Origin of the sequence: Arenibacter palladensis, assembly GCF_900129275.1 — a bacterium.
In the GTDB taxonomy this organism is placed as follows: domain Bacteria; phylum Bacteroidota; class Bacteroidia; order Flavobacteriales; family Flavobacteriaceae; genus Arenibacter; species Arenibacter palladensis.
In genome coordinates this window covers 258,621-278,079 of sequence record NZ_FQUX01000006.1, presented here as the reverse complement: position 1 = coordinate 278,079, position 19,459 = coordinate 258,621, and the positions used below count along the sequence as shown (strand labels likewise).

Below are 19,459 nucleotides of genomic sequence, written 5' to 3'. Positions count from 1 at the left end.
GTATTAAGGGATTAATTTACAATATTTTTTAATTATACCTTAAGATTCAATTTGTACCAAGCTTTTTTTCTTTTTATAAGTCCTACCATACCAAAGCAAAATACCGGTAACGGGCAGACTGGCAGTAAGCAGGCTCACCAAAAAGGCAATTATTTTTCCGGCAATGCCCCCTATGGCCCCAATATGGATGTCATAGTTCATACGCAGTATTTTGTCCGCTACCTTGGCATTTTCGTATTTGCCATATATACTCGGGGTCTCTATTTCCTCCAAGGTATGTTGGTCAAAAAACCGAAAGTCCGAATCATAGTATAATCCAGAGCTATTGGAAACTTCCACATAAATACTTGCATCCGGGCCTGTGGGATAGTGAAGTTCAAAACTTTCCGCGTTGGGCGATGCTGCCTGAAGTTTGGGTATAAGAAGGTCTATTGGCAATACACCTTTTCCCTGGCTTGGAGAACCAATATTTTCAGGAATTATAAATGCAGCTTCCTTGTCTCCCCCCAAAGATTTATAAAGAACATACTTCATCCAATTGTAGGACATTACCGAACCCGTAAAAGCAAGGATCAGTGCCAGGGAACATATGTAAAAACCTATTATGGTATGAAGGTCAAAGTTCTTTCGTTTCCAGCGGGTAGTATCTTTCCAGTTAAACTTTAAGCGTTGTTTAAGATTTTTCCGCTTCTTAGGTACCCAAAGGAAGATTCCGGAAAGGATTATCACCATAAATATTAGGATGGACGCTCCTACCACCTGTTCCCCAATTTCTTTTGGCAACCATAACCGCATATGGCCCTTTAGGATAAACGCAAAAAATCCGGATAAATGGTCATCTACCTGTATCACCTTGCCGGTATATGGGTTTAAAAAAACACTTTGGTAAAATTCTGGTTCGGGGTCGTAAAAAATAACCTCAATGGCATCATCCGCCTTTTTAAATAGGGTACCGTGTATATGGTTATCGGGGAAAACCTCCTTGGCATACATTTTGGCCTCAGTAGGGGTAAGAATGGGTTCGTTTTGGGGGCTTACCTTTTTATAGTCGTCATACAGACTTTCAATCTCATCTCTAAAGGCCCAGCAACAGCCGGTAATCGCTACAATAAATACAACGATACCGGTGGTAAGGCCTAAAATTTTATGAAGTTCGAAGATAATTTTTCTGAGGTTCATTTGTACAAGGTTGAAAATCTATATTTTTTGCTTAAAACTTATAGGTGAAATTGGCCAATAACACCCTTGGGGCCTGTGGATTTATAGTGGACCAGCCTTTGTAATATTCTTTGTTAAAGACATTATTTAGCTTAAGGCCAATGCGATATTTGTTGGCTTGGTAATAAAGGGAGGCGTTGGCTATGGTATAGCTTGGCAGGATGAATTCTCCTGTGGAGGCATAGTTTATGGCAAAGCGCTCACTTGCACCGTTAAACCCAAGTCCCATTCCAAAACCGTCCAACATACCCTCCTGTAATTCATAGTTGGCCCAGAAATTATACTGTGTTTCGGGACCGGCCTCCAGGGGTCTGCGATTCAGAATCTCGGTATTGTCAGATTTGGTGGTTTCACTATCGTTATTGCTAAAGCCGGCCCTTAGGTTCAAACCTCTAACAGGATTGGCATTGACTTCAATTTCAAATCCTTTGCTTTCCACCTCACCGCCTTGAATTTTGTTAAAAGGTGAGGAGGGATCTGTAATGACACGGTCTTTTACTTTAATGTCGTAGTAACTAATGGTTGCATTTAATCTATTATTGAACAGATTGGTCTTAACACCAAATTCAAACTGATTGGCCTGTTCCGGATCAAAAGTTTCCAGTGTCTGTGGTCCCGCGTCCGGATCTCCTACCAATTGCGGGGCAACGTTGGTGAATCCGTTTTGGTAATTGGCGAAGATAGAGAGTTGATCCAAAATTGGCTGGTAGAGCAATCCAAACTTGGGCGATAAAGTGGTTTGGTCATAATCATCCTCCACACTGGCCAGGTTGCCCTCATTGTCAAAATGATCTATCCGAAGTCCCAGCATGGCCGAAAGGTTATTGCTGATATTTAGGACATCCGAAGCATAAAGACTATAAATATGATATTTAGATTTAATGTTCCCTACGGCCTGTGAAGCCAAAACGGCATCTACTGCAGCCGTAGATAGGGCATAGGTATCGGTTTCCACATCGGCAGTAAAAGGGTTGTCCCCATTGGATCCACCTTCTGGAGTTACATTCCCATAGAAAGCATATCCCGTACTATTATTGATTTCCGTGGCATTGAAATAATCCAGACCAATTACCACTCGGTTCCTAAGGGATGCGATCTTAAAATCGCCAATAAAATTTTGCTGTATATCCGTGGTTTGGGTATTGGCGTTTTGTTTGTTGATGAACCTTGTAAAGGTATCGTTCCCTAAGATGCCATAATCGTACAGATAGGAATAGTAGCCCTTTGTAGAAGTGGAACTTTTTGAAAGTAAGGTCTGTGATTGCCATGTGTCGGACAGTTTATAGTCCATTTCAATCCTATAATTCTGTGTCGGATTTTCCAAACTAAGGTCATTGCTTGTAAAGGACAGTTTGTTGTTGTAGTTCAACTCCTCCAGGTTTTTGGATTCGGTAGGAGCCCCTCTATTTAAAAACAAGAAGGTAGGATTGGTCTGTTCCGCCTGGGTAATTTCACCATAGAAGGAGAAGGATAGTTTGTTGTTTACCTTGTAGGATAGGGAAGGGGCTACGAAAAAGGATTTTCTAAAGCCGGCATCCTGAAAACTCTGTTCGGTGGAGTAGGAGGTGTTGAGCCTAAAATATAGGTTTTCACTTTTATTCAGAGCGGTATTGAAATCGCCGGTAATCTGATTTAGTCCGTAAGTACCGGAGGTAAAGGAAAGTTCACCACCGCTACCTGCATATGGTTTTTTGGTAACCACATTTATAAGACCGCCATAGGAGCTTACCGCATTGCCGAACAAGGTTGCAGAAGGTCCTTTTAAGACTTCTATCCGTTCAATATTTGCCGGATTTATAGTGCCGTTGGTTAAACCTGGTAGGCCGTTTACCAATTGTGGTTGTACGGAGAATCCCCGCATGGAGTAGTATCCGGCCCCATCACCACCCCTACCGGTAGAGGTCCATAGGTTTTCCACTCCGGCGGCATTTTTAAGGGCATCGTCAAAGTTGGTCACTATCTGTGATTCCAAAAGGTCGGTGGTAATAGTGTTATACACCTGGGTATTCTCAATGTCCTTTAGTGGGAGCTTGGATACATAGGCCGTTTTCTTTCTAGAAAATTTATTGATGCGTTCCCCTTCAACGATTACCTCGGTGAGGATTTCGTTTCCTTCATATAGGATCAAATCACCAAGATCCTTTGCTTTTCCGTTGGTAACGGTAAATGGGACATCCCTGGTTCTATAGCCAAGATAGGAAATGGACAGGGTATGTGCACCTTCATCAAGATTGGTGATTTCAAAGTGGCCTTTTTCATCGGTCTGGGCCCCTATTTGGGAATTCTTTACCAGAATATTTACCCCAAATAGAGGCGTTTCGGTATTGTCCTTTATGGTTCCGCTAACGGTTGGGCCTTGTGAAAATGCCATGGAATTTAGGCAAAGGAGAAGTAGTAATGTTAGTTGGTTTTTCATCTATTCTTATTTAGACTAATAATAAATAATTGTTCGGCGACAAAAATATCTTTAAGATTTGAATTGAGCAAATTATTTATATTAAATCTAAATAAGAAAGTTTTAAGGGTTGATTTACAAGGGTTAAAGGTTGTTTTTAAGCCGTTTGGAATTACGTTTATATTGGTTTGTTGGCTTTATCCCCATATTGATTATTGATAATGAGCACGACTTCTTGGTCAATGGCCGTCAGTAATAGATAGTGCGCGACAGGTCTGATAAATTAGTTGGGGGATAAAGTTGTGGTCTGAAGCTAGCCGCAAACTTGTCGTGACCCATAATTTGAATTGGGACGAGCAATGGATAAATGAAATTAATCCAAAAAAAAGTATGATATATGTTGTAAACAACAACTAAAGTTGAAAAATTAACAAAAAACTACCCCTGTTAACGTTAACGAATAAAAAAATAATGCTAACTTTCATTGCAAAAGGGGATAAGGTGTCTTTTACATGAATTGTAAAGGTTGGTCTCCAAGGCAAAAATGCCCAGTGGGTGGTTGGTTGCTTAAAGGATTAAACGGTTTTGAATTCCAGGTCGGGCCGTAGTATAATGTCAATAAAATTAATAGTTAACGTAAATATAATTGCAAATGAAATCTACGAGAAGATCATTTATTAAAAGAACGGCCGTGGCAAGTTCTGCTGTTATTGCGGCACCTACCATAATCTCATCGACTGTTTTTGGGGCCAACGACCGTATCAATGCGGCAGTTTTGGGGGTTAATGGGCGTGGAAAAAGCCACATCCAGGGCCTAATGGCACAAAAAAATGTGCAGGTTACCACCTTGTGCGATCCCGATATGAACTTGTTGAGGGAACGCCAAAAATCGTTTAAAGAAACCTATAAAAAGGATGTGGCCTTGGAACAGGATCTACGTAGGGTAATGGATAATAAGGATATAGACGTAGTTAGTATTGCATCTCCAAACCACTGGCATGCACTTTCCGTTATTTGGGCCTGTCAGGCCGGGAAGGATGCCTATGTGGAAAAACCCGGCTCCCACAACATATGGGAAGGCCGTAAAATGGTAGAGGCAGCTGCAAAATATGATAGGATTGTACAGCACGGGGTTCAGTTAAGGAGCTCCCCTGCCGTAAACGAGGCCATTAATTTAATGCGTGATGGCTATATAGGAAGGGTTTATATGGCTAGGGGTATTGTTTTTCGTTGGAGGGGTGATATTGGCGACCAAGGTTTCTCTCCCGTTCCGGCAGGAATAGACTATGACCTGTGGACGGGCCCAGCTCCAAAAAGACCATTTACCAGAAATTTGGTGCACTACAATTGGCACTGGCATTGGGATTATGGCAATGGGGATGTAGGTAACCAAGGTATTCATGAAACCGATCTATGTATGTGGGGCTTGGATGTAGGGCTGCCTACAAAGATCACCTCCATGGGCGGCAAGTACCTTTGGGACGATTGCAAGGAAGTGCCAGAAGTGCTTACTTCTGTGTATAACTACCCTGAAGAAAGAAAGATCATACAGTTTGAAGTACGCCCTTGGTGTACCAATACCGAAGAAGGTGCTACCGTAGGTAACATTTTCTATGGCGATAAGGGTATATTGGTCGTAGACGGTTATGACAAGTATAAAACATATTTAGGACAGGATAGGACCCCTGGTAAATCTGGCGAGGACGGCGGAGAATCTGGAACCGGAATGGATCGAGGTGCCGGTGGAACGGACGGACATTTTGCCAATTTTATAGAGGCGGTGCGCAAGCGCGATAAAACTATCTTGAACGGACCTGTGGAAACAGCCCATCTTTCCTCTGGTTTGGCACATTTGGGCAACATTGCCTATAGATTGGATCGTGTCCTTACCTTCAATCCAAAATCGGAATCGTTTGTAAACGATGCTGAAGCGGATAGGATGCTAAGACGGGACTATAGGGAAGGATTTGAAGTTCCTGAAAATGTTTAATAACTGGATTTCGATTTATATTTAATTGACACTAAATGAATGTTTTGTAATTATTTTTTATGTCGAATTCACATATAATAGGAGGTAGCTCCAGATAATAACCATTTAAACCTAATGGTTCGTTGGAGCAATGGCAATGCCCAGGGTCTTGGATCCTGGGCATTGTTTATTTATATTAAGTTTTGGACTGTTGTAGCTATTGAAGTTAATAGGTTATTCTTAATTATTGTCTTTAGGCAAAACATTTGCTTACCTTGTTATAATCCTTTCATTTTCTTTGCTTGTCCAAAGAAAACGAAACAAAAGAAAAGACCCTTCTTCACTATGTGGTCCCTAAAATCTCGGGATTTTAAGGACCGATGCCATGGCCTAAATTATTTCCAAGGCTTCAATAATTCTTTACGGCCATGACATCTCCACCACGGAAGAAGACCGACCAGTCCATAGACTTTGAAGACAATGTTCAGAGGAATTTGATAAATGACAATGATTTATCTTCGGTATGTAGTTTGACGGGATTAAGGAACGGCCTATTTTTAATTTCGTCTTAAATCAAGTGGTTTTCGCACTGGGGCGGGGGTAGCCCTGTCTACCGCCAGGCAGGCGTCCAGATAAGATACATGCCCGCGCTATAGCTGGCTCCTCCTAACCATGGTACAATGTACCTTGGTTATTCGGCCCTGGTCGTTTTTTGGGCGATGCAAAAAATGAACAGCATGAACTCTGGGGAAGTTCAATCTCATATTATCTAATACTCACAGCGTTTGGGAATAATCAAAGTTTTTAACCAGTTAATGTTTTCGACAGATGGGTTTCTAAATCGTTTGACACTGTATTCGTAAATCCTAGTATTTCCACTAGTCTTTTGGCCTGTTGGTTTTGTGTTGAGGTTTTTCCAATTACTAGGTTTATTGTTAATTCCTTCCTTGTAGTTTCAATCATTAATTCAAAGGTCTGATGGCCAAATGTCCTGCCATTGGCACCCATTTGAGCAATGTGATTATGTGCAGTGTTGTTATTGGTCATTCAACCCCTTGCCCTGAAGAATTTTAGGGATATATTTTTCCACTCTATTGGCTCTTGTTGCCGATTGTTTGGCCTGTGAGAAATACAGTAAATATCCTCTTTGTCTTCCTGGGGTAAGGCTATGGAAGGCAGCTTTTAAGTCGGGATTATTATCCAAGGCCTCTTTAAGTTCATCGGGCATATTAAATTCGGAGGTCTTTTTCAATGTCACTTCCAAGCCCGCTTTTTCTACTTCAATGGCCTCAAAAATATAGGCTTTGATAGTAGGTTTTAGATCTATGATTTCCTGTAGGCTTGTAAATCTTAGTTGACGGGCAGCTTGTACGTTCTCGGTTTGTTGGATTAGAATGTTGTGGGTGTCCTTTAACAGGACTCCTTTATGAAAAAGAAGGGCGCAATATTCTTTAAATCCATGGATTAAGACAACATTTTTGCCTTGGAACGTATAGCAGGGGTGCATCCATTTAAATTCTTCCGTAAGGCCACAATCCAGGCAGATTTCCCTCAACAAAGTCATTTCCGGCTTCCATTTTTTGGCCCTGTCTAAAAATCTATCCACCACTTTTGGGTTCATAAGGTCTGATTTTGTAAGTAACCTATAACCAGGTACTTGATTAGAGTATATGTCCTAAGTTATTAATTTTGGGGCAAAATAAGCGTCATGTTTATAGGGAACTGACTAAAATAAGTTACAAGCGTACCATTAGGGCAACAATGAATAAAATTGCTGACCTATACCATAGGTTTCTAATCTTTGGGAGTCTCTTCTTCTTCATCGATACCTGAAACACCCCCTGATAAAATAAATTTCATAACGGCCGAAGGGTTTACATCAATTAACCTTACTTGGTTTTTAGGTACTATGAACAACTCTCCGGAAAAATTATAGGAATGTGGAAAATAAACGGCTACCTTTTCCTTTTCATCAAGGATACTTAAATCCTCTTCGGTGAGGAAACCCAACTTTTCTAAATTCGATATGGGGTTCACCAAGACCATCACAGGTTTATTAAACTTCTTTTCCTTGCCAACAAAGGCTGAGAAAAGATCGTTCAAAGCTGAAAATATTAGCTTTAGTAAAGGGGCTTTTTCAAGAATCCGTTTAAACAATACCTTAAATGGTTGCGCAAATATGCTTTGTCCTGCGATCCCGACCAAAACAAGAAATATAAAGATTACCGCCAATCCCAATCCCGGAATATCAATTTTAAAAATTTCCTCTAGCTTGTCATGCAATAGATTATCTATAAAATTGAATATGACATATATAATGTAGGCCGTGATTCCCAAGGGTGCTATATATAACAAGCCTTGTAGAAAATAATTAACGATTCTTTTCATCTCTTTAAAATTTATATTAATCTAATAATGAGGGTTATAAAAATATTCTGCATAAAACGCCCCCTACGCCCCCGCCTACCATTTATTTTTTTTTAACGATTAACGGGCAATTACACCTAAGCCTGTCTGCCGGAAGACAGGGAGTTTAGTTGTATTGTCGCCATAATTATTGATAGTGTATGCAAAAATTAATTTGGTCAATGCTCATTTCATAAATCAAAAATAATTGAAATTAAGTTTATACATAATGGCAGTCCTGCCTCCTTAGGTATTAAAATTCAATGGAACTCGCCTAAATATTGAATCTTAAGGGAATAGGGTTAGTATTTTAGATACATGATGTGGTTGGGGTTGGAGTGAGTTTCCGATATTTTAAAATTAAACTCCCCAACAATCTTAAATCCAGCTTTTAAGTAAAAGTTCAGCGCTTTTTGGTTCTCTTTCCAAACAGCCAACCAAATACCGTTCTGATGGTTTTGTTTAGATAATTCAATAATAAGATCGACTAGCTTTGCACCTAAATTTTTCCCATAAAATTCTTTTAAAAGATAAAGCCTGTCCAGTTTAGTTATGTTTGGATCCTTAATATTAATGTTGGAAGTGTTTAATTCAATTTTTGAAAAGCCTGCAATTTTATCATTGAAAGAGACCAGATGGTATAGGATATTTGCATTCTCAAATTCCTTATTAATGGCCGCCTTGCTATAGGTTTTAGCAATAAAGCTGTTAATATCTTCTTTTGAAGCGCTGTGCCCGTGGGATTCCCAAAAGGCTTGTTTTCCTATTTCGGCAATTATTTGGGAGTGCTCCCTATTTGCCTGTGTTATTTTAATCATAATATAACCTTACCTTTTTAAGGACATCTCTAAAATCAACAATTTTTCTTTAACAATATAAGAAGCTTTTAGATTTTAAAGCAATTTTTAGGGTACTATCAAAATGCCAGTCTCCTAACACAGTAAGGATTGACTAAATAATGTTGAATTTGCCTAATGTTTTTGACTGTTAATTGCAATTCATTTAGTTTCAAATAGCCAACAAAAAGTACGTCGACTTCAATCTCAAAGGCAAAAGGTAGAATCATTTATGATACATATTGTCTGTTGATCAAAACATACAATATGTATAGTTTTAATCAATGATTAATAACTTTCTTTTAAAAGAATTTGGTGATAGAATTCGACACTTAAGAACTCTGGAAAATTTGAGTCAAGAACAACTTTCTTATAAAACGGGATTTCACAGAACCTATATTGGAATGATTGAAAGAGGCGAACGGAATATTTCACTTACCAATATGGCAATTTTTGCTAAAGCGTTCGATTTAACAATTGATGAACTATTAAAATTTAATAATTCAAAAGAATTACTAAAACAATACAGGTTAAAAACTGAAGATTAATGTCAAGAAAACACTCTTTCAAATTGACATTATCTAATAATGTTACGGAAAAACAAGGAATAAATTATCTGGTTGAAGAACAGACGGGTTTCTTTAAAATTGATAAGTTGATGAAAAAGGAACTTCTGGACAAAGTCAATATTCCACATAATTTTTTACAATCTTTTGATATGGTTTATATACCGAAATTAAAAGGGATTGTGTTTGATAAAGATTACATAGAAACCCATCTTGACGAGATTCTATTTATTGAATTGAAAACCACCAAGAAATACTTGCCTGAAAATCCAAAAGGGTTCTTTTTTGGTGCGACAGAAAATGAATTTAATTTTGGTAAATTATTAGGAGATAGATTTAGATTTTGTTTCGTTTGTTTAAATGAAAAGTCTCCTTCTTATGCATTGTTAACAATTGAAGAACTAGAAAAAAAAATCAGAAATAGAAGAATCCAATATCAGATTAATTTATAGATAGTTCAATTTCAAAACTTGCTTTTTCCAGCTCATTTAATAATTCTATTGTACTGTACTTGTAATTATCCTCAAATTCGATTTTCTGGTTTATATCAAAAAAATAGTATGCCAAGTCTTTTTTATATAGAAGCCAAGTTGTATTAATCAACCCATTTCTTTTTGAAAGTTGAAAACCTATATAGTTATTTTCAGAATCTAACTTCTCTAGTATTTCTTTTATCTTCATTTAAACTCATTTTTTTGGGTTTGCAAGGAGATTTTTTTGGGAGTAACCATTTAAGGATTTGTGTCCATATCCCATTCAAGTTGGGTTGGAGAGTGTTTGGTCATCTAAAGTTAGTCTATTTTGCACTTACAATTAATTCTTCGGGCAGTTATAAAAGTTTAATTTACAATTTTATTCGAAAAGCAGGGATTAGCGCTTGCCAAAATATCTTTTTCTTAATTAGTAGTGCCAGAGCGGGGTATTTTCTATCTTTGCGCCATGGTAAAAGAAGATGTTTTAGCGTTGGTAGATCAAGGCCTTATGCTGCCTTTAATGGAGGAGTTTTACACTATTCAGGGCGAAGGTTTCCATAAGGGGACTGCGGCTTATTTTATACGTGTGGGCGGTTGCGATGTGGGTTGCCATTGGTGCGATGTAAAGGAAAGTTGGAATGCGGAAACCCACCCTCCAACAGGGATAGACCATATTGTAACCAATGCGGCCAAATATTCCGATACCATTGTCATTACCGGGGGAGAACCCCTTACCTGGGATATGGGGCCCCTAACCGATGCCCTTAAGGCCAAAAACCTAAAGACCCATATAGAGACTTCCGGAGCCTATCCGCTTTCAGGAACCTGGGACTGGATCTGTCTGTCCCCCAAAAAGAACAAGTTGCCCGAGGGCATTATCTATGAGAAGGCGCATGAACTAAAGATGATTGTGTACAATAAGCACGACTTTATTTTTGCCGAGGAACAGGCGGCGAAGACCAATAAGGATTGTATTTTGTACCTGCAGCCAGAATGGAGCGTACGGGACAAGGTAGTTCCCTGGATCGTAGAGTATGTAATGCAAAACCCCAAGTGGAAAGTGTCCCTACAGACCCATAAGTATTTGAATATACCGTAGACGTAAGTTGAATGTTCAAAGTTGGAAAGTTTAAAGTTAAAGATCTTGGAATACAGGATGCTCACTACTACTTAATAAACCTATTTCCTAAACCATAAGCTGGCACCCCTTCCGTCTCCTCTCCTGATAGTTGAGGACCCACCTTCCCCTAGTTAGGGGAAGGAGCCTTTTTTAGCGTGATTGCAATTTTTGCTGTCTACTACGATTTCTATTACGTCTACCTAGAGGCCGGTAGACAGGCCTGCCTGCAGTTATGTAGGCCGAATCCCCTAAATGACTTTCGATTTATATCCTCTAGTCTCTAGTCTCTAGTCTCTAGATTCTAGTTTCTTTTTTCTCACTACTGTTCACCTTTTACCGCCATTGCAATAAACAGATTGCCGCGCTACACCTACCTATCGGTAGGCAAGCCTGTCTATCGACAGGTAGACTCGCAATGACGGCAACTACTTTGAGCGTCTAAGATCTAGTCTCTAGATTCTAGGTTCTTTTTTCTCACTACTCAATACTGATTGCTCACTACTGATTAATTAACCATAAGCAGGCACCCCTTCGGTCTCCTCGCATGATAGTTGAGGATCCACCTTCCCCTAGCTAGGGGAAGGAGCTTTTTTTGAGGGTGATTGCTAGTTTTGCTGTCTTCTTCGCTCTCGATTACGCCAGCCTTCAGGTATGTTGACTGAATCTCCTAAATGACGGAAACGGCTTTGAACTTTCCAACTTTGAACTTTAAACACAGCCTCACTGTTTCCTATGAGCCAATACAATAGGGGGCTGGCCGTTGAAAGGATTGTGCATTCTGCCAATGGTCTTGGCGTCCATGCCAGAGGCCCTTATAACACTCTTGTCCCCATAGCGTTCCCTAATCTTGTCCAAGGCGTTGTACAGGTTTAATATTTCCTCGGTATCATCAAATAGATCTATCTGGTAGTTGCCCTGAACCAAGTGACTGAAACGAATACCGATAAGCCTAATCAACAGTCTTTTGTTGTACAATGTGTTGAAGAGGTCCAAAATCTTGGGAATCAGGATATGGTCCGCACTGGTGTACGGAATCTTTAATTGTTTGGAATAGGTATTAAAATCGGAATAGCGAATTTTTACCGCAATGCAGGCGGTAAGTTTTTTTCCCCTCCGCAACTGATAGGCCAGATTCTCGGTCATGGCAATAAGGATTCCCCGTAGTTTAATGACATCTATGGTATCCCTCTCAAAAGTACGTTCGGTGGAAATGGATTTACGTTCGGAAAAAGGGATGACAGGTGTGTTGTCTATACCATTGGCCCGTTTCCATATTACACCCCCATTGGCACCCAATACCCGCTGCATCATATCCATGGGCATTTCCTGGATGGTCTTTATTTGGCGTAATCCCAAATTGCGGAGGGTCTGGTAGGTCTTGTCACCCACCATAGGTATTTTTTTTATGGATAAGGGCGCTAAAAAAGGTTTCTCATGGCCTATATCTATCTTCAGTTCATTGTTGGGTTTGGCCTCATTGGTGGCTACTTTGGATACTACCTTGTTTACCGACAGGCCAAAGGAAATGGGAAGTCCGGTTTCCTTGATAATCTTATGGCGCAGTTCGGTAGAGAATTGGTGGCAACCATAAAAGCGGTCCATTCCCGTAAGATCTGCATAAAATTCATCTATGCTTGATTTTTCGAAGACCGGTACCTGTTCTTTGATAATATCGGTTACAATATCCGAATGTTTGCTATAGGTTCCCGCATTCCCTTTTATGATAATGGCTTCCGGACAGAGTTCCTTGGCCATTTTCATAGGCATGCCGGAATGCACCCCAAAACCTCTGGTCTCGTAGCTACATGCGGCCACCACTCCTCTGTCGCTAACGCCGCCAACGAGTATGGGCCTATGCTCCAATTTACTGTCCTGAAGTCGCTCTACGGATACAAAAAAGGTATCCAAATCCAAATGAAGTATTGTCTTGTTCATGGCATACCAAAAAAGGGTATGCTAAATTATGGAATATTTCCAATATTTTGGATAATATCCATAATTTATTTCAAGATCAATTTACGCTTGGACCAACATCAAAAAAAACTATCTTGGTTATACAGTTGAAATGGGGGAACTACATAACATTAAAAAATAGTGTAAAATTGAAAGTTTGCAGAACCTAATGTTTTTGCAACAAAGCAATGCTATTCAAAGGTGTACAACAGAATAGAGAATAAGGCTAGGAAAAAGCAAAGAAAGACCAAGATCAATAACAATTTTAGTGTCATTGGAACCTCGATTCCATCACTTTTTCCTACCAATAATTCCCTTAAATATTGCATAACTTTCATACTATTGCATATCTGCCTTTTTTAATCCCAAACAAATCCAGTGGTCAATCTAAAAATGAAAGCGTACAATACAACGGCAAACATAGCTACACTGAACCATAGGAAAGCTTTGAAATAATTTCTGACAATGATGTTTCCCAAGTTTTTAAATCCTTCTAAATAAATTTCTTTAACGAGTAATAATGTTTTCATATCTTCTGTTTAATGTTATACGGCAAAATTCGACCAGCCTTGGCCTAAATGGAAATTTAGTGGTCAAAAGGGGAAAAAAATGGTTAAAAAACGAGAGGGATATTTTTGCTCGGATAAACGGCATTATACAAGGGATAAACCGCAGAGGTGTTCAATGATCCAAGAGCTATTTTATGAATATTATCGGTGTTTAACCGAAGTGCAGTTCATCTATTCAAGCCCGTCTGCAAAAGGTGGGCGTAAGTTTGGCCTAAGGAAATAGATTGCAAAAAATGCTTTTGGGCCTTTTCAAAAATCATTGGACACTGATCTATATACGGTTAAGAGGGTCGAAAAATGGGTATTGGGCACCATCGCATGACGAGATGTTCCTAAAATTAATTTCGAACAATCCTGTGTTGTTAATCTACTTGGTGCTGCGCATTAAACCCTCCTGTGCCACAGAGGCCACCAGAACACCATTTCTATCAAAAATACTCCCCCTGGAAAAACCTCTGGAATTGCACGCACTGGGACTGTCCATAGTGTATAAAAGCCATTCGTCTATTTTAAAATTGCGGTGGAACCAAATAGCATGGTCTATACTGGCATAAAATGTCTTCCCCTTTCTAAGTTCTTCACGATGGGGAAGGGATGCGGTCGTTAGAATGTTATAATCCGAGGCATAGGCCAATAATTGCTGTTGTAGTGGCAAATCGGCTTTTACCTTCTCCGTAGCGCGCATCCACATATGGTTGAATGGTGGGCCGTCTTTGGCAAGTAGGGCGGTTAACCGTTCAACGGGTTTAAATTCGAAGACCTTGGGATGGGTAAGTTTTATAAGGTTATAGGAGTCCGGATCTGTAGTTTTCATTTCCTCAATTTGCTCCAAGCTGTTCATTAACTTTTTGGGGGTAATTAAATTGGGCATGGTAATCTGGTGCTCCACACCATCTTCCTTGATCTGAAAGGATGCTGCCATATTAAATATGGCCTTGCCGTTTTGTTTTGCTACCACCCTACGTGTGGTAAAACTACGTCCGTCCCTCAGACAATCTACTTCATAGGTAATGGGAATGCTCAGGTCTCCCCCCAAAATAAAATACCCGTGCATGGAGTGGGCCATCTTATCATTGGATACTGTTTGGTAGGCGGCATGCAATGACTGGCCCAAAACCTGTCCCCCAAAGACCCTGCCCCATGGGGCCTGATAGTTTTGTCCCACAAAGGTATTGTCGTTTATACGTTCTAAAGTAAGTAATTGTATAAGTTCTTCTAAATTGCTCATGTTCTGTTATCGATTCATAATTACGCTAAGTGGTCGGCAATGGATTACAAAGGTATATTACCATGTTTTTTCTTGGGCAGTTGCACCACTTTATTTTCTAGCAGCGCAAAGGCTTTTATCAATTTCCTCCGGGTATCCTTGGGAAGGATTACTTCATCTATAAACCCCCTTTCCGCTGCGCTGTACGGATTGGCGAACTTATCGGCGTATTCCTCCTCTTTTTCCTTTAATTTGGCCTCCGGATCCTCTGCCGAATCTATTTCTTTCTTAAAGATGATCTCACTGGCTCCCTTGGCCCCCATTACCGCAATTTCGGCACCGGGCCAGGCATAGTTGAGGTCGGCCCCAATATGTTTGGAGTTCATCACATCATAGGCCCCGCCGTAGGCCTTTCTTGTAATAACCGTTACTTTGGGAACCGTGGCCTCACTAAGGGCGTACAGCAGCTTGGCACCATTGGTTATTATGCCGTTCCATTCCTGATCGGTACCTGGTAGGAATCCTGGGACATCTACCAATACCAAAAGGGGAATATTGAAACAATCACAACATCTGGTAAATCGGGCCGCTTTTTTGGAACTGTTTACATCCAAAACCCCAGCTAGGCTCATAGGCTGATTGGCAACGATCCCGATACTTTTTCCGGCCAATCTAGCAAAGCCCACGACAATATTTTCCGCATAATGCTTATGGACCTCAAAGAATGGGGATTCGTCTATGATTTCATTGATGATATGCCTCATGTCATAGGGCTGATTGGCATTTTCGGGAATTATGTTTTCCAATTTTTCCCTGATTTCGGTATTTAGGGAATAGGGGAGCGACATGGGGGAATCTTCACAATTCTGCGGTAAATAACCAACAAGTTCCTTTATTTGGCCAAGACACTCCAGATCATTTTCAGCTGTAAAATGGGTAACTCCGGATTTGGTGGCGTGGGTCATTGCCCCGCCCAATTCTTCCGAACTTACTTCTTCATTGGTCACGGTTTTAACCACATTGGGACCGGTGACGAACATATAGCTGGAATTTTCCACCATCAGGGTAAAGTCGGTCATGGCAGGGGAGTAGACGGCTCCTCCGGCACAGGGCCCCATAATGGCGGAAATTTGCGGAATTACCCCAGAGGCCATTACATTCCTATGAAAGATATCGGCATAACCGCCTAGAGATCTAACCCCTTCCTGTATTCTTGCCCCACCACTATCGTTCAAGCCAATTATAGGCACACCTATTTTCATGGCCATATCCATTACCTTGCATATTTTTTCGGCATGGGTCTCGGAAAGCGAACCTCCAAATACGGTAAAATCCTGTGCAAAAACACAGACCTGTCTGCCATTGATGGTTCCATAACCCGTAACTACCCCGTCCCCATAAAATATCTGCTTGCCCATACCAAAGTCTTTGGTCCTATGGGTCACCAGGGCACCCAGCTCCTCAAACGATCCCTCGTCCAACAGAAAATGGATTCGTTCCCGGGCAGTAAGCTTGCCTTTGGAGTGTTGGGTTTCAATACGTTTTAGGCCTCCACCCAATTGGGCCTGGGCAATTTTATCTTCGAGTATTTTTGTTTTTTCCTTCATTAAATAATGCTTTTTGCCTTAAAAGACCATTGGTCCTGAATGGTACTTATCAATTGGTCCGTTTTATGGGCCAATTGGAGTTTTCACTTTTTGGCACTTTAAGTATGTCCTGGTGTTCCAAAAACAGTTTCAATCCCACCATGGCCGCAATTTCGCGCTCCTCTTGATATTGTTGTTGCAACAGTTCCGGAGTGTAGTAGTTCTTAACAAAATGGGTGTCAAAATTCCCAGAGGTAAAGGCCTTATGTTCACAGACAAACTTGCCAAAGGCTAGGGTAGTGGATATGCCCTTTATCTTGTATTCCGATATGGCATTGATCATTAATTGAATAGCTTCTTCCCTGTTTTTGCCATAGGTAATTAATTTGGCCAGCATGGGGTCGTAATAAATGGGAATGGTCATGCCTTCCTCAAATCCGTCGTCCAACCTTATTCCTTTGCCCTGTGGCCGCCTATAGGTTTCCAAAGTACCCATGCTGGGTAGAAAATTGTCCAACGGGTCTTCCGCATACACCCTAACTTCCAGGGCATGTCCTTTTATACTTAAGTTTTCCTGTGAAAATGCCAGCTTTTCATTTCTGGCAATTCTGATCTGTTGTTCCACCAAATCTATACCGGTAATCAATTCTGTTACCGGATGTTCTACCTGTAGGCGGGTATTCATTTCCAGAAAATAGAAATTTTTATCACTGTCCAGGAGGAATTCCACTGTTCCGGCCCCTACATAGTCGCAGGCCTTGGCTACCTTTACGGCAGCTTCCCCCATAGCTTCCCTTATTTTAGGGGTCAATATGGTGGACGGGGCCTCTTCCACTACCTTTTGGTGCCTTCTTTGTATACTGCATTCCCTTTCAAATAGGTGTATAATGTGGCCATGGGTATCGGCCAATATCTGGATTTCTATATGCCTGGGAGATTCAATATATTTCTCCAAAAAGACCGCGCCGTCTCCAAAGGCGGCCTTGGCCTCACTTATGGCACGTTCCATCTGCTCCTCTAATTCCGATGGCTGATGCACCACCCGCATTCCTTTGCCACCACCACCGGCGGAGGCCTTTATTAAAATGGGGAATCCGATCTCTTCGGAAACTTTCCGGGCCAGGGCAATATCGGTAATGGACTCTTCAATACCTGGTACCATGGGAATATTGTAAGCCTTTACGGCCTCCTTGGCCGCCAATTTATTGCCCATAACCTTTATGGCATGGGGCTTGGGGCCTATAAAGGTAATTCCGTTGTCGGCTACCAGTTGGGCAAAAACGGCGTTCTCACTTAAAAAACCGTACCCTGGATGTATAGCTTGGGACTTGGTTTTTATTGCTGCTTCCACAATTTTGTCCATATTCAGATAGGATTCCGAAGAAGGTGAATTTCCTAAGTGAACGGCCTCATCGGCAAAGCGTACATGGGGTGCCTCCCTATCGGCATCCGAATAGACCGCCACTGTTTTTATTCCCATATTTTGAGCCGTCCGCATGATACGCAAGGCTATTTCTCCCCGGTTGGCTACCAATATTTTATTTATCTCCATACTAAGGCTATTCCATTTCAATAATTAGCTGTCCTTTGTCCACAGCATCGTTTACCTCGACATTTATACTTTTTATAATGCCTTCCCCCTGAGAGGTGATGATATTCTCCATTTTCATGGCCGATAGCACTATCAAGGGAGTTCCCGTTTCTACTTTTTGTCCTATCATGGCCATAACATCTATTATGAGCCCGGGCATGGGGGCTTTAATATTATTTATTTTATGGGTTTTGGTAGATAACAATCCCATTTTGTCTACCATTTGATCATACTCATCTGCCAGGACCATTTCATAAGTATTGCCATTTACTTCCAAGGTCATAGTTTTTTGGGCAAAATCGGTATTCAAGATTTTGATCTTATAGGACCGGTTGTGCCTAAGCGCGTGAAATTGCTGATTGCCTATGGGAACAATATCCAGGGATGCTATATACTTGGAACTTAAATTGAATTTTTCCTTATCGATGGTAATATCGTAGTTGGCCATAAAATACGGGTTCGCAATTGGGCATAGGCTTGTGTTGATAAGACCATGGCGCGATTAATAATTAAAAACAAAGGATGTAAAAGGTTAATGCTAAATGTAAAATGCCAATAAACCACTCCACATTGTCGCAAATCATTTTATATCCCATTCTTGGACCTTCAATGTTGGTTTGAAAATAAATTTAAAGGGCCCAAAAATTATCCTGACAATTGGCACCAATGTTTCCATTGAAGTGCTTTTACTAAGATATGTAAAAGATTTAAAAGACAGATACTGCTGAGTTAAATCCTAGGATCTGGGATTTTATAGATTCATGTAAAGTGAAGGTTATTTTATTGTACCTCAATTATTTAGGGTATTAAAGGGTGGTTTATTTAGCAAAAAGGACCCATTTAAATGTTTCATTCAGGAATAAACGAACAAAAAAAAGGACATTTTTATCCTTAATATGATTTTTATCATGTTTTTTGTTTCAATGGCAACCTAATTTTGTCCCAATAAATTGTTAAAAATCGCAAATTATGCATTAAATCTTTTCCATCAACAACGTTCAAATTAAAAGTACAAATAGTTAAAAACGACCTATAAACAACAAATAAAAATAAAGTGATGAAAATAATTTTAAAAAGTAGCGCAGTTCTTTTTTCAGTTTTAATGATGAGCTGTGGAGGTAAGGAAGAAAAGAAAAAAGAAGGTTTTAGCGTGGACAGGGCAAAGACCACAACGGAACAACCTGCGCCAGCGCCGGCCGCATCAGATGTAAAACCCTCTGAGACCATAGATTTGACCAACAAAGGAGTTGGGCCCATTACCTCGGTAAGTTTGGCCGCCGAAGTGGATCAGGAAATGGCCAAAAAAGGAGAGGAAGTCTATAACCAAATGTGTTTGGCCTGTCATAGGGTAGATAAAAAATTCATAGGGCCTGCTCCAAAAGGCATATTAGAAAGACGTAGCCCAGAATGGGTGATGAACATGATCTTGAACCCTGAGGTTATGGTAAAGGAAGATCCGTTGGCAAAAGCTTTATTGGCCGAATTTAACGGAGCTCCAATGGCCAATCAAGGACTTACCGAAGAACAGGCCAGGGCAGTATTGGAATACTTTAGAACCTTATAATCTTAA

At 40.4% G+C, this 19,459-nt stretch carries 17 protein-coding genes; 5 read left to right on the top strand and 12 right to left on the bottom strand.

Going from position 1 to position 19,459, the window contains the following annotated elements; translation table 11 throughout:
* Window positions 1-39: 39 nt before the first annotated feature.
* Entirely contained in the window at window positions 40-1,179 is a 1,140-nt protein-coding gene (locus BUA60_RS16725; protein ID WP_072863653.1) for a PepSY-associated TM helix domain-containing protein, read from the bottom strand.
* Window positions 1,180-1,210: 31 nt separating this feature from the next.
* Window positions 1,211-3,634, bottom strand: a complete 2,424-nt coding sequence (locus BUA60_RS16720; protein WP_072863652.1) for a TonB-dependent receptor — start codon at window positions 3,632-3,634, stop codon at window positions 1,211-1,213.
* Between the two features lie 631 nt (window positions 3,635-4,265).
* Here BUA60_RS16720 and BUA60_RS16715 point away from each other — a divergent pair.
* Entirely contained in the window at window positions 4,266-5,603 is a 1,338-nt protein-coding gene (locus BUA60_RS16715; protein ID WP_072863650.1) for a Gfo/Idh/MocA family protein, read from the top strand.
* Between the two features lie 1,015 nt (window positions 5,604-6,618).
* Here BUA60_RS16715 and BUA60_RS16700 read toward each other — a convergent pair.
* The 3 genes from BUA60_RS16700 to BUA60_RS16690 all read right to left on the bottom strand — a co-directional run bounded on the left by BUA60_RS16700 (window position 6,619) and on the right by BUA60_RS16690 (window position 8,806).
* Complete coding sequence (locus tag BUA60_RS16700; protein WP_072863644.1) at window positions 6,619-7,203, bottom strand: YdeI/OmpD-associated family protein; 585 nt, start codon at window positions 7,201-7,203, stop codon at window positions 6,619-6,621.
* Window positions 7,204-7,376: 173 nt separating this feature from the next.
* Window positions 7,377-7,970 carry a DUF502 domain-containing protein gene (locus BUA60_RS16695; RefSeq protein WP_072863642.1) on the bottom strand — a complete coding sequence of 198 codons (594 nt, stop codon included), beginning with the start codon at window positions 7,968-7,970 and terminating at the stop codon, window positions 7,377-7,379.
* Window positions 7,971-8,290: 320 nt separating this feature from the next.
* Window positions 8,291-8,806: a GNAT family N-acetyltransferase gene (locus BUA60_RS16690; protein WP_072863640.1), complete on the bottom strand. Its 516-nt coding sequence runs from the start codon at window positions 8,804-8,806 to the stop codon at window positions 8,291-8,293.
* A 302-nt stretch (window positions 8,807-9,108) separates the two neighbouring features.
* Between BUA60_RS16690 and BUA60_RS16685 the strand changes: the two genes are divergently transcribed.
* The gene (locus BUA60_RS16685) at window positions 9,109-9,372 is read left to right on the top strand and encodes a helix-turn-helix domain-containing protein (protein WP_072863638.1); all 264 of its coding nucleotides are present in this window, start codon (window positions 9,109-9,111) and stop codon (window positions 9,370-9,372) included.
* A complete protein-coding gene (locus tag BUA60_RS16680; protein ID WP_072863636.1) occupies window positions 9,372-9,842 on the top strand; it encodes a hypothetical protein in 471 nt (156 codons plus the stop codon). Before BUA60_RS16685 ends, BUA60_RS16680 begins: the two co-directional genes overlap by 1 nt.
* Here BUA60_RS16680 and BUA60_RS16675 read toward each other — a convergent pair.
* Window positions 9,832-10,071, bottom strand: coding sequence for a hypothetical protein (locus BUA60_RS16675; RefSeq protein ID WP_072863635.1), 240 nt, complete (start codon window positions 10,069-10,071; stop codon window positions 9,832-9,834). The two genes, BUA60_RS16680 and BUA60_RS16675, sit on opposite strands and share 11 nt — an antisense overlap.
* Window positions 10,072-10,329: 258 nt before the next feature.
* Here BUA60_RS16675 and BUA60_RS16670 point away from each other — a divergent pair, with 258 nt between their 5' ends.
* Window positions 10,330-10,962 carry a 7-carboxy-7-deazaguanine synthase QueE gene (locus BUA60_RS16670; protein ID WP_072863633.1) on the top strand — a complete coding sequence of 211 codons (633 nt, stop codon included), beginning with the start codon at window positions 10,330-10,332 and terminating at the stop codon, window positions 10,960-10,962.
* A 741-nt stretch (window positions 10,963-11,703) separates the two neighbouring features.
* On the opposite strand, the gene BUA60_RS16665 is transcribed toward BUA60_RS16670, so the two are convergent.
* From BUA60_RS16665 to BUA60_RS16645, 6 genes are all read right to left on the bottom strand, one after another.
* Complete coding sequence (locus tag BUA60_RS16665) at window positions 11,704-12,918, bottom strand: DNA polymerase Y family protein (RefSeq protein WP_072863631.1); 1,215 nt, start codon at window positions 12,916-12,918, stop codon at window positions 11,704-11,706.
* A 377-nt stretch (window positions 12,919-13,295) separates the two neighbouring features.
* The gene (locus BUA60_RS23070) at window positions 13,296-13,466 is read right to left on the bottom strand and encodes a DUF6747 family protein (RefSeq protein WP_178347017.1); all 171 of its coding nucleotides are present in this window, start codon (window positions 13,464-13,466) and stop codon (window positions 13,296-13,298) included.
* 406 nt (window positions 13,467-13,872) lie between these two features.
* A complete protein-coding gene (locus BUA60_RS16660; RefSeq protein WP_072863630.1) occupies window positions 13,873-14,733 on the bottom strand; it encodes an acyl-CoA thioesterase in 861 nt (286 codons plus the stop codon).
* Between the two features lie 44 nt (window positions 14,734-14,777).
* Window positions 14,778-16,319 carry an acyl-CoA carboxylase subunit beta gene (locus tag BUA60_RS16655; RefSeq protein ID WP_072863628.1) on the bottom strand — a complete coding sequence of 514 codons (1,542 nt, stop codon included), beginning with the start codon at window positions 16,317-16,319 and terminating at the stop codon, window positions 14,778-14,780.
* A gap of 49 nt (window positions 16,320-16,368) precedes the next feature.
* Window positions 16,369-17,844: an acetyl-CoA carboxylase biotin carboxylase subunit gene (accC, locus tag BUA60_RS16650; RefSeq protein ID WP_072863758.1), complete on the bottom strand. Its 1,476-nt coding sequence runs from the start codon at window positions 17,842-17,844 to the stop codon at window positions 16,369-16,371.
* A gap of 13 nt (window positions 17,845-17,857) precedes the next feature.
* Complete coding sequence (locus BUA60_RS16645) at window positions 17,858-18,337, bottom strand: acyl-CoA carboxylase biotin carboxyl carrier protein subunit (protein ID WP_072863626.1); 480 nt, start codon at window positions 18,335-18,337, stop codon at window positions 17,858-17,860.
* A 609-nt stretch (window positions 18,338-18,946) separates the two neighbouring features.
* Here BUA60_RS16645 and BUA60_RS16640 point away from each other — a divergent pair.
* Window positions 18,947-19,453 (top strand): c-type cytochrome, encoded by a 507-nt coding sequence (locus BUA60_RS16640; RefSeq protein ID WP_072863624.1) that lies wholly within the window; start codon window positions 18,947-18,949, stop codon window positions 19,451-19,453.
* The last annotated feature ends 6 nt before the right edge of the window (window positions 19,454-19,459 follow it).